The sequence below is a fragment of the Pseudodesulfovibrio sp. genome (assembly GCF_028692895.1).
Taxonomy (GTDB): domain Bacteria; phylum Desulfobacterota; class Desulfovibrionia; order Desulfovibrionales; family Desulfovibrionaceae; genus Pseudodesulfovibrio.
This window is the reverse complement of sequence record NZ_JAQUWN010000078.1, coordinates 1-14,047: the sequence shown is the minus strand read 5'-3', so window position 1 is coordinate 14,047 and position 14,047 is coordinate 1. Positions and strand designations below refer to the sequence as shown.

The window sequence follows — 14,047 nt, the reverse complement described above, 5'->3', positions numbered from 1 at the left end:
CGGCGCGTGGGCCAGGTGCTGCACAACCTGCTGAGCAACGCCATCAAGTTCTCGCCCGTTGGCACCGCCGTCCGGGTCACCCAGGAGGCGGCCGACGGCCGGGCCGTGGTCTCGGTCGTCGACCAGGGGCAGGGCATCCCGCCCGGCGAGGCGGACCTGCTCTTCCAGTCCTTCCGCCGCACCAGCGTCCGGCCCACGGCCGGGGAGGGCAGCACCGGGCTCGGTCTGGCCATCGTCCGCAAGATCGTGGAGGCCCATGGTGGGACCATCGGCGTGGAGTCCGAGTTCGGCCACGGAGCCATCTTCCGCTTCTCCCTGCCCACCGGCTGACGCCCTTTGGCGTTGTGCCCGCCGCCCCGAGCCGCTATGGTGACCGAAACCGGGGAGGAATCCTGTGCAACAGACGAAAACGTGCCCCCGCTGCGGCGGGGAGATCGTAGTCTATCGCAATCCCGTGCCCACCGTGGACGTGGTCGTCCATGCGCCCGGGGCCGGGGAGGGCGGCGTGGTTCTGGTGGAGCGGCGCAACCCGCCCCACGGCTGGGCGTTGCCCGGCGGGTTCGTGGACTACGGCGAAACCTGCGAGCGGGCCGCCGTGCGCGAGGCCAGGGAGGAGACCGGGCTGGAGGTGGAGCTGACCGGCCTGCTCGGCGTATACTCCGACCCCGCCCGCGACCCGCGCCAGCACACCCTGAGCGTGACCTACACCGGCCGGGCGCACGACCTGGCCGCCCTGCGCGCCGGGGACGACGCGGCTCGGGCCGAGATATTTCCCCTGGACGCGCTGCCGCCGCTGGTCTTCGACCACGCAGCCATCCTGGCCGACTTCCGGGCGCGGCTCCGGGCCGGGGCGTCGGTTTGACTTTCCTGCCGGGCGGCCGTACACGGACCAAAAAAACAAACTGAAATCACGGGGATGTGAACATGCGTACCCTTTGCGTGACCCTGGGCGACCCCTGCGGGCTCGGCCCGGAGCTGGTGGCCCGCCACTTTGCCGAAACCGGCGCGCCCACGGCCGAACGCGTGCTGGTTGTCGGGCCTGAGAAGCCGCTTCGCCGGGAGCTGGAACGAATCGGCGCGCCCCTGACCTTCGGGCGGGTCGCGCCGGGCGAGGTCCTGCCGGACCGGGCCGGGCTCTACCTGCTGGAGCCGCCGGAGCTGGCGGGCATGGATTTCACCCTGGGCGAGCCCACGGAGGCGGGCGGCCTGGCCGCCGGGGTCAGCCTGGACGCGGCCGCGCGGCTGGTGCTGGACGGAAAGGCCCAGGCGCTGGTCACCTGCCCGCTGAACAAGGCCATGCTCCAGCAGGCCGGGTTCGCCTTCTCGGGACACACCGAATTTCTGGCCGACCGGGCCGGGGTGGGCGCGGACAAGGTCTGCATGCACCTGTGCGGCCACGACCCGGACGATCCGGCCGCGCCCATGTTGCGCGTCAGCCTGGTCACCACCCACCCGGCGCTCCGGGACGTGGCGGGGCTGATAACCGGCGAGCGCATTCTGAACTGCCTGCGGCTCACGGCCGAGTTCCTGGGCCGCCTCGGCCTGGCCGGGCCGGTGGCGGTCTGCGGGCTCAATCCCCACGCCGGGGAGTCCGGCCGCATCGGCGACGAGGAGATCACGACCATCATCCCGGCCCTGGAGCAGGCCCGGCGCGGGGGGCTGGACGTGGTCGGCCCCCTGCCCGCCGACACGGTCTTCCATTTCGCGGCCCAGGGTCAGTACCCGGCGGTCCTGGCCATGTATCACGACCAGGGGCTCGGGCCTCTCAAGCTCCTGCACTTCAGCCGGGCGGTGAACGTCACCCTGGGGCTGCCCTTCGTCCGCACCTCGCCGGATCACGGCACGGGGTACGACCTGGTCGGCACGGGCAAGGCCTCGGTGCAGAGCTTCCGGGCCGCACTGGACATGGCCCGGCGGCTGGCCGGGGGGCGGTAGCATGGGACGCGGCGTGGTGCTACTGGACCGGGACGGCACGGTCATTTACGACCGTCACTACCTGAGCGATCCCGCCGGGGTCGAGCTCCTGCCCGGCGCGGCCGAGGGGCTCAAGCGGCTGGCGGACCTCGACCTCGGGCTGGTGATCATCAGCAACCAGAGCGGGGTGGGACGCGGCTATTTCGACGAGGAATCGGTGCGGGCCTGCAACCGGCGGATGAGCGAGCTTCTGGCGCCCCACGGCGTGGCCTTCGAGGGCATGTACTGGTGCCCGCACACGCCCGAGGAGCGGTGCGGCTGCCGCAAGCCCGAACCCGGCCTGATCGGGCGGGCGGCCGCCGAGCTCGGGTTCGACCCGGCCGCGAGCTTCATGGTCGGCGACAAGGAGGCGGACATGGGCGTGGGCCGCAACGCGGGGGCCACGACCATCCTGGTGCGCACCGGCAAGGGCGCGGCCCACGAGACGCGCTGCCGCGAGCTTACGGACTTTGTCGAGGACGATCTGCGCGGCGTGGCCAGGCGCGTCGCCGCCCTGCTTGCCGGGCGGGAAGCGGGGTAGCCCTCGCCGCAAAAAGAATGCCGGACCCCGTGTTCCGGGATCCGGCTTTGAGAGCAGCGGAAATCCGATCTCAGTTTTTCCGCTTGTCGAGCAGGTGCGCCAACAGGCACATGGCGATGGCGAAACCTATCTCGACGGTGTTCATCGGGATGACGATCCATCCCACCTCCGTCCAATAGTTCATACTACACACTCCATGCTGTTCGGGTAGGGCCTTCTATCAAATGGGGAAATGCCTTGTAAACCGAAAAAGAAGGTTGTCTTCCGTAGCAAGCTTTTGATTTCATGTACAAATCATGACAATGCAAAAGCCTGCCAACAGGTGGAGCCATACCATTTCCATCCGTTTATGCTTATTCCCGCCTTTTTCGCCTGAGCCGAAAATCGGGGGATGCTCCTGCGAAACGTATCAAAGGAGTACTTCTCGTGGCTGATTTCGGACAATCGCTTCTCACATGGGTGCGACGAACAGAACAAGATGCTCGGCAACGCAACGCCGGGCCAGCGGCGGGCCGCCCTGGAAATGTGCGTCGGCTGCAACAACCAGTACCAGCGGGACACCCGTGGGCAGGCTCGGCGGCAGAAGCGGGACGGGGCCACGACCTGGACCGCCTCAACCATGTGGTGGAGAAGGAAAGTCCGGTTTGGTGGTTCTCCAAAGAGGAAGAGAGAACATTCGGACAAGGTTTGAAAGTGAAAGAATGGATGCTCTTCACGCGTTGCGAAAGAAGGGAAAAAAAGCAATGAAGAACAAAGCGTGTGAAGCAATATTGACCTTTCTTTTCTCCTTCGTTTTTCGGGATCTTCGGATGTGGCGTTCATGCACGCTTCTATGGGAAGTATCGGAAGTATACCTGTGCAAGAGATATATGCTAAAGAGTTGGGCTATGGAGAAGATGCCCCACAGGCGCTGGATAGTTTGTGCAAATGAGGTATGCAGGGAGATAACGGTTTCGCGCCGGTGTCTCCCCGCATTATTGCACTACATGTCTTGTCTCCTTTTGATGATTTGTATTTTCGCAAGCTGTGGGCCAGCAGATGCGTCGGGAGACTTCAAGAAAATCAGCCGTAATGAATTAGAAAAAATAACAACGTACTATGACGATGATCTCAACGATATTGCGCAACTCTACATCAACAAGCGCCCCGATATTTACGTTCTTGATTATGACATTGACAGCGATGGGAAAGACGAACGTATAATCACTATTGGTCACTCCGCCTATTGCGGCACCGGGGGGTGCTGTGTCGATATTTTCAAAAAGACGCCGCAAGGATGGGAATTACTTGATCTGGGCTTCCCTTCATTGCACCGCCTCCCCCAGAAGACAGGCACAAGCACAAATGGGATGCCTGATTACGTGTTTGATGACAACCTGTGGAAATTTGATGGGGAAAAATACCAATGGAATCGAAAGGTCAAAATGGGAGAATTTGGCATTGCCAGCCCAGGTAAGCCCCTGCCCCAACTGAGAGGGCAAATAAAGTAATTTCGGGGGGGCGCCAATTGGGGTAATTCCAAAGATGCCTTACTTCATGTATGTTGGTAGGTTGCAAGAAAATGCATGCAGGTATGATGAAACAAAAATTGCAGTCGGTTCTGCTGGGCCTGGCGATTCTCTGCGCCGCCTTTGCCGCTTATTTTGTCATGGGTTGTCCCGGCGTATGGGATGATGCGCCGTTGGGGGCGACTCGGGAACAGGCGCATGAATTATGCGGGATGCCGGACAGCGCCTCGTGGCAGAGCAAAGGTTATTTGGGGTTGTCCGAGATCCGGTTGGGAGATGGGAATTCATGGCGGGTAACAACCGGGATAAAGCAGGCGCCATCCGCATCAACCTGGTCATTGGCGTCCGTAGGCCGATCGTATTGACATTGAAGGATGACGGGGCGTGGAACTTCCATTTTTGACTTTGGCAATCCAGACAAGATGACAAGAGAGCCGCCAGCTTCCGCCGGCGGCTCTCTTCTTCGCATGTCCGCAATGTTCATGAAAAGGGACGGCCGAAGCCGTCCCTGTCGTTGTGGCGTGAGGCCGTCTATTCGGCCAGCTTCTTCTTGGCGAAATTGAGCATCTTGACCGCCTCGGCGAACTTCGGGTTGAGGTTCACCGCGTTCTGGGCGGACTGGGCCATCTTCTTCCACTTGCGCCAGTCGAAGTAGAGGCGGCCCAGGTTGTAGTGCAGGTACTCGTCGCTGTCGGTCAGGGTCAGGGCCTTGAGGTAGTACTTCTCGGCCGTGTCGTAGTCCTTCATCTTGCGCAGGACCATGCCGATGCGGTTGTACAGGTGGATGGCGTTGGGGTCGTCGCGCAGGGCGTCGTCCAGCATGTGGAAGGCTTCCTGGTAGCGGCCCGCGTTGAGGTAGCGGTCGGCGATGTCCGCCTTGAGGTCGGCGTCGCCGCTGAATTCCTTGATGAGCTGGTCGAAGGAGGCCTTGGCCTGGTCCCATTCCTGGTTGTCCAGGTGCTGCTGGCCCTTTTCCAGGGCCTGCTTCTTCTGGGCCAGGATGGCCTGCATCTGGTCCTTGGCCCCGTCGCTCATGGCGTTCTGGAGCTCCTGGAGCAGCTCGCGCATGGCGTCGAGCAGGGCGCGCTCGTCGCCCGGCTTGTAGCTGATGACCAGGGGATAGATCTTGCGCAGCTTGGCGTCGGCGTTGAGGGCCATGGTGACCTTTTCCAGGATGTCCTCGAACTCCTTGCGCTCTCCCTTCATCACCGGGTTCTTCATGAACAGGATGAGCCCGTCATGGACCGACTGGACCGCGGGCATGTACTTGCCCTGCTTGAGCAGCGACGGGATGGAGTTGAGCTTCTTGCGCGCGTTGATGAGGTCGTTGGACATGGTCTTGCGTCCTTTTTTGAGGATTCGCCGGAGCCGGGGTCGGGCTACTTGCCTATGCTTTCCTTCACCATATCACGAAAACGTTTGAAAAAATAGCGGCTGTCGTGCGGTCCGGGGCCAGCTTCCGGATGGTGCTGGATGGCCAGGATGGGCAGCTCGCGGTGCCGGAATCCCTCCAGGGTCTTGTCGTTCAGGTTGACGTGGGTCTTTTCAAGAAAATCGAGCCCTTCGACGTCAACGCAGAAGCCGTGGTTCTGGGAGGAGATTTCGATCTTTTCGGTCTCCAGGTCCATGACCGGGTGGTTGCACCCGTGGTGGCCGAACTTGAGCTTGTAGGTCCGTCCGCCCATGGCCAGGCCGAGGATCTGGTGGCCCAGGCAGATGCCCGCCACGGGCATGTCCCGGCACAGGTCCTTGGCCGCGTCCACGGCCGTGGTCACGGCCGCCGGGTCGCCGGGGCCGTTGGAGAGGAAGACCGCCTCGGCCCCGGTCTCGCGCACCTGGGCGGCGGTGTAGTGGGAGGGCAGGACGACCATGTCGAACCCCTGGGCCTCCATGAGCCGCAGGATGTTCCACTTGATGCCGAAGTCGTAGACGGCGAGCCTGGGCCCCGTTCCCTTCCAGGCGAAGTCCCTCAGGTCGTCCATGAACACGGGCTGCTTGCCGTCCCAGGTGTAGGGCCGGTCCGCCGAGACGCGGTCGGCAAGGTTGAGGCCCTCCATCTTCTCGATGGAGCGGGCCTTGTCCACCAGCTCGTCAGGCTTGACGTCGCCCGCGCCCATATAGCCGCGCTGGGCCCCGTGGATGCGCAGGTGCCGGGTCAGGGCGCGGGTGTCTATGCCCTCGATGCCCATGACGCCCACCTGCTGCAGGTACTCGGGCAGGGACATGCTCGACCGCCAGTTGCTCGGCTTCTTGCAGCATTCCTTGACGATGAACGCCTCGACCTGGACCTTGTGGGACTCCACGTCCTCGGGGTTCACGCCGTAGTTGCCGATGAGCGGGTAGGTCATGGTGACCATCTGCCCGGTGTAGGAGGGGTCGGTCAGGATTTCCTGGTAGCCGGTCATGCCGGTATTGAAGATGACCTCGCCGCAGGCTTCGCCCTCGCCGGTGAAGCTCTCTCCCTTGAAAATGGTGCCGTCTTCCAGGGCCAGGATCGCTTGCATCAGTGGTTCTCCAAAATATGCTTCACGGTTTCGAGATCGCCGGGGCTGTCCACTCCGTGGCAGGCGTGCCGCGTCTCGGTCACGTAGATGTCGATGCCGTTGTCCAGCAGGCGGAGCTGCTCCAGCTTCTCCCGCTTCTCCAATGGGCTCGGGTCCAGCGCGCCGAAGCGTTCCAGCGCCTCCATGCGGAAGGCGTAAAGCCCGATGTGCAGCAGAAATCCGTGCACCTTTTCATCCCGGTCGAAGGGGATCATGGCGCGCGAGAAGTAGAGCGCCCGTCCGCTTTGCGCCACCACGACCTTGACCCGGTCCGGCGAGGCCGCCTCCTCCCGTCCCAGAGCGGCGACCAGGGTGGCCACCCGCACCTCCGGGCGCGAGAAGGGCGTCACCAGCTCGGTGAGCATGGCCGGTTCCAGGGCCGGTTCGTCTCCCTGGATATTAACTACAACCGCGTCGTTGTCGAGCCCCAGGGTCCGCGCCGCCTCCAGGACCCGGTCCGTGCCGCTCCGGTGCTCGGCCGAGGTCATGACCACCGGCACGTTGAGCGCCGTGGCGGCGTCGAAGATGCGCCGGTCGTCCGTGGCCAGGGTGACGCTGCGCATCTGGGGGCAGCGACTGGCCCGGTCGTAGACGTGCCAGAACATGGGCTTGCCCAGGATATCGGCCAGGGGCTTGCCCGGGAATCGCGAGGACTCGTACCTCGCCGGGATGATGCCGTGACACTCGGGAAATGCGTTCATGGTGTTGCGTGTAGTGGCTTTAAACCGGATTGAGGAATTGGGCAACCTGTTTGGCCACGGCTTTCGCGCCGCCCCTGCGGCCCCGGATGTAGGCGGCGGCCGCCGAGGCCACCTCCCGGCGCGCCGGGGCGTCGTCCAGGAGCCGGACCAGGGCGGCCAGGGCCTCGTCCGCGTCCCGGGCCTCCACGGCCAGGCCGGACTCCACGATCTCGCGCCCCACCCAGGCGAAGTTGGTCCAGTGCGGGCCGGTCACCGGGGTGACGCCGCAGGTGAGCGGCTCCAGGAAGTTCTGCCCGCCCAGCGGGGCCAGGCTGCCGCCCACGAAGGCGCAGCGGGCCAGGCCGTAGGCCGGGACCAGTTCGCCGAAGGCGTCCCAGACCACCACCGCGCCCGGCCCGGCCGCGCCCGTGAGCTGCGAGCGCAGGACCAGGTTCAGGCCTGCGCCGTGCAGGGCCTTCTCCCAGAGCGGGACGTGGTGCATGTGGCGGGGGAAGAGGCCGATGACGGCCCCGGGCCGCTGGCGCACGAGCCCGGCGGCCAGGCGGGTGACCGGCTCGATCTCCTCCCTTCGCACCGAGCCCAGGACCACGAAGGGGGCGCTGGCCGGGAGCAGGTCCTTCAGCGGATTGTCCTTGCGGGCCATGGGGCGCGCTCCGGCCATGCGGTCGAACTTGATGTTGGGCATGACCCAGATGCGCTCGCGGCCGAACAGGGTGCCGAAGCGGCGGCCGTCGGCCTCGGACACGGCCATGACCCGGGCCGGGGCCAGGGCGCGGAACAGGTCGGGCCAGGCCATGTAGCCGCCCAGGCTTTTGGTGGTCATCCGGCCGTTGGCGATGAGCACGGGCACGTCGTTCACCCGGCAGGCGTTCAGGAAGCCCGGCCAGATTTCTGTCTCCAGGATCAGGGCCGCGCGGGGGGCGACGTGGGCGACCATCCGGCGCATCAGGTCCGGCGCGTCAAAGGGGAAGTACCAGGGCTGGATTGCCAGGCCGGTCCGCCCGGCATGGAGCTCGTCCGCCGCCCGGACCAGGGTCTCGTACCCCTGGGCCGTGTTGGTGGTGGCGAGCACGCGCAGGGTCTCGCTCCCCATCGGCTCAAGGGCGGCCAGGACCTCGCGGGCCAGGTAGGCCTCGCCGCCGCTGGCCGCCTGTATCCACAGGTGGGCCGGGGCGGGCAGTCCGCCGCTGCCGGTGCGCTGGTCCCACCCCTCGCGCAGCCGGTGGTTGAAGCGGAGCAGGGGCAGGGCCGCCTTCCAGGCCAGTCCGTAGGCGGCCAGGGCGAACCTGACCGATGCGGGCAGGGGCGCGGCCATCTAGTCCGCCTTCCGCTGGAGGCCGAGCCGGATCAGCTCGGCGATGAGCGCGCTGAAGCCCAGGCCCACGGCCGCGGCCGCGCGGGGCACCAGGCTGGTGGGGGTCATGCCGGGCAGGGTGTTGATCTCCAGCAGCCAGGCGGTGCCATCCTTGTCCAGGATGAAGTCGCCCCGGCTGTAGCCGGTCAGGCCCAGGGCCCGGTGCACGGCGAGCATCCGTTCCTGCACGGCCTGCGCCACGGTCTCGTCCACCGGGGCGGGACAGATCTCCTCGGCCCCGTCCTCGGCATACTTGTTCTCGTAGTCGAAGAATTCCGCGCCGGTCTTGGGCCGGATCATGATGAGCGGCAGGGCGCGGTCGCCCAGGATGCCGCAGGTCACCTCCACGCCGGGGATGTACCGCTCCACCAGGGCGGACTGGTTCATGGCGAAGACCTTGTCCAGAGCCTCGGGCAGTTCGTCGGCCGTGTGGACCAGGGACATGCCCAGGCTGGAGCCGCCCTTGTCCGGCTTGACGAACAGGGGGAAGGGCAGGCCGGGGTCGGCGTCGCGCCCCTGCACGAAGGTGATGAGCCGCCATTCGGGCGTGGGCACGCCCAGGGAGTCGAAGAGCGCCTTGGACGCGGCCTTGTTCAGGGCGAAATAGGAGGGGGCCGGGCCCGCGCCCTGGTAGGGGCAGCCCGCCTTGTCGAGCATGGCCTGGATCAGCCCGTCCTCGCCGGGCGAGCCGTGCAGGTTGAGGAAGGCGAAGTCCGCCTTGGCGGCCACGGACATCAGCCGGTGGAAGTCCAGGGCCGGATCGAGGAAGGTGACCTCGTGGCCCAACTCCTCCAGCGCGGAGTGGATTTTCCTGGCGCCCGAGAGGGAGACCTCCCGCTCGTCAGACCAGCCGCCCGCTATCAAAATCACATGCATTGAGATCCACCTTGAGGGTCTTTTCCAGGCAGGCTTCGAGCTCCAGGGCCTGGGCCCTGGTGATCTCGATCCGTCCCCGGATGTAGTCGTTGACGCCGTACCGCGCGATCAGGTCCTCGAATCGGGACTGGATGCTGACGATCCTGTCGTGGCGGACCCGCTTGTCCGCATAGATGACGGCCAGGGGGGTGAGGTACCGGGGCACGTCCATGGCGAAGGGCCAGAAGACGTGATGGGTGACGCCCGTGGCCACGGCCGGATTGCGGGTCAGCTCCATGACCCAGGCCCCGCCGAGCTGGCTGTGGTTGCCGCCGTGCCGGATGCAGTAGGTCTTGGCCAGGTCGTGGAGCATGGCCGAGGCGTGGACTGTGGGCGCGTCCACATGGATGCCCAGCTCCCGCCCGCGCCGGGCGAGGAAGGTCGCCACCCTGGCCACCTGGCGGCTGTGGGCGGCCACGTTGTCGAGCATGGAGAAGCGGGCCCAGTGCGCCTCGCACTCGCGGTCGTCCGGCACGGGCAGGGCCGGGTCGGCGATCACGGGCGGTGGTGGCGGGAGGGGAGAGACGGGCCGTTCTTCGGCCAGGTCGAGTGTCTTTTCGGTGGTCATGCTCTGGCGTGGGGATGGCGGGGGGCTCCATTGCCCCCCGGCATGATCAAGTTTATCAGGACGCGGGGGAAAAATAAAGCGGGGAGGGCGGAAAAAAGGGGGCGCCCGCCGCATGGCGGACGCCCCTTGGTTCTTTGGGGATGAAGACGCGGGCTACTGGCAGCCGATGACCCCGACGGCCTGGCCGCAAAGCTCCCGCCCGTCCTGTTCGGTCGGCTCGAAAGGCAGGCCCCGAAGCACGCCGTAGCCTTCGCTCTTGTCCTCGAACTCCTCGGGCGTCATCGAGGTGATCATGGCCGTGTTGAACATGGCGTTGGCCATGAGCACGTCGATCACCATGGCCAGGGAGTCCCGGTCGGGCAACCCTTCGTCCACGACCACCAGGCCGGAGCCGCCGCCCTTGACCTTTTCCAGCGCGGAGGCGCCGTCATCGGCCACTTCCACGGCCAGTTCGCCCGACGCGGACAAGCCCTTCAGGAATGCCGCGAGGGCCGCCGCCCGGGGGGTGACCACTATGCAGGGTATCGCCATGGCGGCCCGCTCTAGTGCCCGCCGCCGCAGGTCTGGTCCACGGTGAACTCGGGCAGGCTGTCGTGCAGGAAGGCCTGGATCGCCGCGCCGACCGAGGGGGCGCCGCCGTTGTGGTAGACGGTGATGCCCACCTGGTGGAAGCCCTGCAGGGGCCGGAAGCCCATGCCGCCCGCGATGAGGACCTGAACGTTGTTGGAGGCCAGGTGATTGACCGGGGCCATGCAGCCGCCCTGCTGGTGGGGCACGTTCTCCAGGGTTTTCACGCTTTTGATCTGGCCGTTGGCGACCTCGACCAGGGTGTAGATGCCGCAGTGGCCGAAGTGGGCGTCAATGGACGCGTCCAGGCCGCCGGGCAGGGCGGAGGGAATGGCAACAATCGTATCCATGTCGGATTCTCCTTGAACTATTTCTTGCTTGGTAAAAGGTTGAGCATGTCGTTCCACGCGGTTTCCAGCAGGCGGGACGCCGCGTTGTCACCGTATTCGTTGACGACCCTTCCCTCGACCATCGCCTCGGTGACCGCATTGTCGTGCGGAAAGCGGCATATTACCGCATAGCCGCGTTCCCGGCAATAGGCCTCGATGGCTTCGGTCTGGTCGGGGTTGAGATCGAATTTGTTGATGAACACCGTGACCTTGGTCCGGAACCGGTCGCAGAGCTCTGCCACCCGTCCGAGGTCGTGCAGGCCCGAGGGGGTCGGCTCGGTGACGATGACGGCCATGTCGGTCCCTGCCAGGGAGCTGATCACCGGGCAGCCGATGCCGGGCGCGCCGTCGCTGAGGACCAGGTCGTAACCTTCCTCCTCCGCGATTTCCCTGGCCCGCTTTTTGAGCAGGGTGACCAGGCGGCCGGAGTTCTCCTCGCCCGGAAAGAGCTGGGCGTGGACCATGGGGCCGAACCGGGTTTCCGATTCATGCCAGTGGCCGCAGTGCCGTTCCGGGAAGTCGATGGCCTGGGCCGGGCACAGGGCGACGCATACTTTGCATCCCTCGCAGTGCAGGGGATCAATGCGGAACACGTCGCCGTCCGGGCGCACGGCCTCGAACCGGCACAGCTCCTCGCACCGGCCGCAGCCCGTGCAGCGCTCCGGGTCGATGACCGCCTCGTTGCCGGAGCGGAATTCCTCGGTGCGTTTCACCTCGGGCGCGAGCAGCAGGTGCAGGTCCGGGGCGTCCACGTCCAGGTCGCAGAGGATGGCGTTTTCCGCCAGCCGGGCGAAGGCCCCGGTCACGGACGTCTTGCCCGCGCCGCCCTTGCCGCTGATGACGACGACTTCATGCATGGCTCGCCTCCCTGGCCGCCCTCGTCATGCGGTCCTTGAGCGCGGCGAAGGTCTCCCGGAGCGCGGCCACGGCCACGCCGGGCACCTCGCCCCGCGAATAGGCCTGGGCCACGGCCCGGTCAAAGGGGATTTCTGCCCATATCGGGATGTTCTTGTCCCGGCAGAACCGCTGCACCCCGTCGTCGCCCACGCCCGCCCGGTTGATGACCGCGCCCATGGGCTTGCCCATGGGGGAGAATGCCTCCCAGGCGAGCTTGAAGTCGTGCAGGCCGAACGGCGTGGGCTCGGTGACCAGGACCACGCAGTCCGCGTGCATGACCGCGCTCACGGCCGGGCAACTCACGCCCGGAGGCGCGTCTATGAGCACGTCGTTCTTGCGCATGGACTCGGGCATGCGGGCCATGACCTGGCGCATCAGCGGCGGGCTCATGGCCTCGCCGATGCGCAGGCGGCCCATCAGGAAGTCGGCGTTTCCCGCCTTGCCCATGAGGATCTCGCCCAGCTCCCGCTTGCCGGGAGTGAGCGCGCCCTCGGGGCAGACCTCCAGGCAGCCGCCGCAGCCGTGGCACATCTCGGGAAAGGTGAGCAGGTAGTCGCCCATGACCGAGATGGCCTTGAACTGGCAGATGTCCGAGCAGGCGCGGCAGCGGGTGCACTTGGCTTCGTCCGCCACCGGGACCTCGATCCAGGCGGGTTCGCCCGCGAGCCCCTCCGGCTTGAGGAAGAGGTGCAGGTTGGGCTCCTCCACGTCGAGGTCCACGGCGGTGACCGGGCCGCCCCAGAGGGCGGCCAGGGAGGCGGTCACCGTGGTCTTGCCCGTGCCGCCCTTGCCGCTGGCGATGGCGTAGATCACTTGTTGGCTCCGCCCGCCGCGTTGGGCGTGTCGGCCACGGTCACGTCGCCGTTCCTGAACTTCTCCACGGCCTGGCCAACGGTCATGCCGTCCACGTCCTGTATGACTTTCAGGCCGGCGGCCGTGAGAGCGGCGAAGGCCTTGGGGCCGACATAGCCGCTGAGCACGACCTGCGCGCCCGCGCCCGCCACGTTCTCGGCCGCCTGGATGCCCGCGCCTTGGGCGCGCGCCTGGGAAGCGCCGTTGTCGACGTAGGTGGTTTCCATGGTCTCCAGGTCGACGATGACGAAACCGGCGGCCCGGCCGAAGCGCGGGTCCACCTGGTCGTTGAGGGTCGGGCCCTCGCTGGTTACGGCGATTTTGGTCACGGTGACTCCCGTATTGAGGTTGGAGTTGGAGTTCTGCACGGCCCGGCTGCGCTGCCGGTTGCCCTGGCCGCCCTGGGCGGCCGCCGCGCCGGGATCGCCGGCCTGGCCGCACGGCCCCATGCCGCGACCCATGCCGCCCTGGCCCCGGCCGACCGCGCAACCGCGTCCGCCCTGGCCCATGCCGGTACCGCGGCCCATGCCGCCTCGACCTCCGCCACGTCCCCCTCGGGGACCCGTTCCATCCATGTTGGGCATGTCAGCCCCTCCTTGGTCTGAAGGTTGACGTTTGGGACAGTACTGGTCCAGGCAGTGATACTCGCCGCCCTCGATCTCGATGGCCCAGCCGTTGGCCAGGGCCGTGGCCACGCCCTTGCGCGCCTCGGCCAGTATCCGGCTCAGGGTGGGGCGGGAGACGCCCATCAGGTCGGCCGCCTCCTGTTGCATCATCCCCTCGGCGTCCACCAGACGGAGCGCCTCGAACCCCTCGATGGAGATCGACTGGCGTTCCAGCTCCTTCATGGGAATCCCCTGCGGCTTGAAGAAAACCGCCTCGGGGAGCCCCCGGACCAACCGTAGAATCTTTCTGCGTCCCAAACCGTTCTCCTTGAACTTTTATGAACGTATGTTCAAAACAAACTCTAATCCCGACCGGGCGGATGTCAAGGATAAAATGAACGTATGTTCAAAAAGAATTCAAGTCCCGAAGATCGGGGGGATTTTGTTTGCCCGCAGGATATAATCGGTATATGGAAGGTGCTGACCGGCGGAGCCGGGATGTTCAACCTACGGAGAGGATTGAGTTTTGAGCTTCGAATTACTGGGAAAATTCCGTGACCCCGCGCTGTGCCGCAAGCTGCTGGACCGGCTGGGGGCCGAACTGGACGGGGAGCTTCGATTCATGGAGGTGTGCGGTACGCACACGGTGGCCAT

At 65.9% G+C, this 14,047-nt stretch carries 17 protein-coding genes and 1 pseudogene; 7 read left to right on the top strand and 11 right to left on the bottom strand.

Features of this window, described 5'->3' with window-relative positions; all coding sequences use genetic code 11:
* The 6 genes from PHP91_RS15035 to PHP91_RS15010 form a co-directional block, all read left to right on the top strand.
* Positions 1 to 330, top strand: a 330-nt coding sequence (locus tag PHP91_RS15035) for an ATP-binding protein (RefSeq protein ID WP_300142482.1), incomplete at its 5' end; no start/stop codon positions are given.
* Positions 331 to 394: 64 nt separating this feature from the next.
* The gene (locus PHP91_RS15030; RefSeq protein WP_300142479.1) at positions 395 to 862 is read left to right on the top strand and encodes an NUDIX hydrolase; all 468 of its coding nucleotides are present in this window, start codon (positions 395 to 397) and stop codon (positions 860 to 862) included.
* A gap of 62 nt (positions 863 to 924) precedes the next feature.
* Positions 925 to 1,935: a 4-hydroxythreonine-4-phosphate dehydrogenase PdxA gene (pdxA, locus tag PHP91_RS15025; RefSeq protein WP_300142475.1), complete on the top strand. Its 1,011-nt coding sequence runs from the start codon at positions 925 to 927 to the stop codon at positions 1,933 to 1,935.
* A gap of 1 nt (position 1,936) precedes the next feature.
* Complete coding sequence (locus tag PHP91_RS15020) at positions 1,937 to 2,494, top strand: HAD family hydrolase (protein WP_300142472.1); 558 nt, start codon at positions 1,937 to 1,939, stop codon at positions 2,492 to 2,494.
* 426 nt (positions 2,495 to 2,920) lie between these two features.
* On the top strand, positions 2,921 to 3,241 hold the full coding sequence (locus PHP91_RS15015) for a hypothetical protein (RefSeq protein ID WP_300142469.1): 321 nt from the start codon (positions 2,921 to 2,923) through the stop codon (positions 3,239 to 3,241).
* Between the two features lie 140 nt (positions 3,242 to 3,381).
* The gene (locus PHP91_RS15010) at positions 3,382 to 3,984 is read left to right on the top strand and encodes a hypothetical protein (RefSeq protein WP_300142466.1); all 603 of its coding nucleotides are present in this window, start codon (positions 3,382 to 3,384) and stop codon (positions 3,982 to 3,984) included.
* A gap of 549 nt (positions 3,985 to 4,533) precedes the next feature.
* Here the strand turns inward: PHP91_RS15010 and PHP91_RS15005 are convergent.
* The 11 genes from PHP91_RS15005 to PHP91_RS14955 all read right to left on the bottom strand — a co-directional run bounded on the left by PHP91_RS15005 (position 4,534) and on the right by PHP91_RS14955 (position 13,711).
* Positions 4,534 to 5,337 (bottom strand): tetratricopeptide repeat protein, encoded by an 804-nt coding sequence (locus PHP91_RS15005; protein WP_300142463.1) that lies wholly within the window; start codon positions 5,335 to 5,337, stop codon positions 4,534 to 4,536.
* A gap of 44 nt (positions 5,338 to 5,381) precedes the next feature.
* Positions 5,382 to 6,506 (bottom strand): glutamine-hydrolyzing carbamoyl-phosphate synthase small subunit, encoded by a 1,125-nt coding sequence (carA, locus tag PHP91_RS15000; protein WP_300142460.1) that lies wholly within the window; start codon positions 6,504 to 6,506, stop codon positions 5,382 to 5,384.
* Complete coding sequence (gene kdsB, locus PHP91_RS14995) at positions 6,506 to 7,246, bottom strand: 3-deoxy-manno-octulosonate cytidylyltransferase (RefSeq protein ID WP_300142457.1); 741 nt, start codon at positions 7,244 to 7,246, stop codon at positions 6,506 to 6,508. The genes carA and kdsB overlap by 1 nt, the downstream gene beginning before the upstream one ends.
* Before the next feature lie 19 nt (positions 7,247 to 7,265).
* On the bottom strand, positions 7,266 to 8,561 hold the full coding sequence (locus PHP91_RS14990; RefSeq protein ID WP_300142454.1) for a glycosyltransferase N-terminal domain-containing protein: 1,296 nt from the start codon (positions 8,559 to 8,561) through the stop codon (positions 7,266 to 7,268).
* Entirely contained in the window at positions 8,562 to 9,476 is a 915-nt protein-coding gene (locus PHP91_RS14985) for a D-alanine--D-alanine ligase (protein WP_300142451.1), read from the bottom strand.
* Complete coding sequence (locus PHP91_RS14980; RefSeq protein ID WP_300142449.1) at positions 9,442 to 10,083, bottom strand: phosphohydrolase; 642 nt, start codon at positions 10,081 to 10,083, stop codon at positions 9,442 to 9,444. The genes PHP91_RS14985 and PHP91_RS14980 overlap by 35 nt, the downstream gene beginning before the upstream one ends.
* Before the next feature lie 153 nt (positions 10,084 to 10,236).
* Positions 10,237 to 10,614 (bottom strand): hypothetical protein, encoded by a 378-nt coding sequence (locus PHP91_RS14975; protein ID WP_300142446.1) that lies wholly within the window; start codon positions 10,612 to 10,614, stop codon positions 10,237 to 10,239.
* 11 nt (positions 10,615 to 10,625) lie between these two features.
* Positions 10,626 to 11,000 (bottom strand): NifB/NifX family molybdenum-iron cluster-binding protein, encoded by a 375-nt coding sequence (locus PHP91_RS14970; RefSeq protein ID WP_300142443.1) that lies wholly within the window; start codon positions 10,998 to 11,000, stop codon positions 10,626 to 10,628.
* 17 nt (positions 11,001 to 11,017) lie between these two features.
* Positions 11,018 to 11,896, bottom strand: coding sequence for an ATP-binding protein (locus PHP91_RS14965; RefSeq protein ID WP_300142440.1), 879 nt, complete (start codon positions 11,894 to 11,896; stop codon positions 11,018 to 11,020).
* A complete protein-coding gene (locus tag PHP91_RS14960; protein WP_300142437.1) occupies positions 11,889 to 12,749 on the bottom strand; it encodes an ATP-binding protein in 861 nt (286 codons plus the stop codon). The genes PHP91_RS14965 and PHP91_RS14960 overlap by 8 nt, the downstream gene beginning before the upstream one ends.
* The gene (locus tag PHP91_RS14955) at positions 12,746 to 13,711 is read right to left on the bottom strand and encodes a DUF134 domain-containing protein (RefSeq protein WP_300142434.1); all 966 of its coding nucleotides are present in this window, start codon (positions 13,709 to 13,711) and stop codon (positions 12,746 to 12,748) included. The genes PHP91_RS14960 and PHP91_RS14955 overlap by 4 nt, the downstream gene beginning before the upstream one ends.
* 208 nt (positions 13,712 to 13,919) lie before the next feature.
* Between PHP91_RS14955 and PHP91_RS14950 the strand changes: the two are divergent.
* Positions 13,920 to 14,047, top strand: a pseudogene (locus PHP91_RS14950) (hydrogenase formation protein HypD); the annotation flags it as partial.

Coding starts and splice junctions, on each gene's coding strand:
- pdxA (WP_300142475.1), top strand. CDS start 925: ATGCGTACCCTTTGCGTGACCCTGGGCGACCCCTGCGGGCTCGGCCCG.
- PHP91_RS15020 (WP_300142472.1), top strand. CDS start 1,937: ATGGGACGCGGCGTGGTGCTACTGGACCGGGACGGCACGGTCATTTAC.
- PHP91_RS15010 (WP_300142466.1), top strand. CDS start 3,382: ATGGAGAAGATGCCCCACAGGCGCTGGATAGTTTGTGCAAATGAGGTA.
- PHP91_RS15005 (WP_300142463.1), bottom strand. CDS start 5,337: ATGTCCAACGACCTCATCAACGCGCGCAAGAAGCTCAACTCCATCCCG.
- carA (WP_300142460.1), bottom strand. CDS start 6,506: ATGCAAGCGATCCTGGCCCTGGAAGACGGCACCATTTTCAAGGGAGAG.
- kdsB (WP_300142457.1), bottom strand. CDS start 7,246: ATGAACGCATTTCCCGAGTGTCACGGCATCATCCCGGCGAGGTACGAG.
- PHP91_RS14990 (WP_300142454.1), bottom strand. CDS start 8,561: ATGGCCGCGCCCCTGCCCGCATCGGTCAGGTTCGCCCTGGCCGCCTAC.
- PHP91_RS14985 (WP_300142451.1), bottom strand. CDS start 9,476: ATGCATGTGATTTTGATAGCGGGCGGCTGGTCTGACGAGCGGGAGGTC.
- PHP91_RS14980 (WP_300142449.1), bottom strand. CDS start 10,083: ATGACCACCGAAAAGACACTCGACCTGGCCGAAGAACGGCCCGTCTCT.
- PHP91_RS14975 (WP_300142446.1), bottom strand. CDS start 10,614: ATGGCGATACCCTGCATAGTGGTCACCCCCCGGGCGGCGGCCCTCGCG.
- PHP91_RS14970 (WP_300142443.1), bottom strand. CDS start 11,000: ATGGATACGATTGTTGCCATTCCCTCCGCCCTGCCCGGCGGCCTGGAC.
- PHP91_RS14965 (WP_300142440.1), bottom strand. CDS start 11,896: ATGCATGAAGTCGTCGTCATCAGCGGCAAGGGCGGCGCGGGCAAGACG.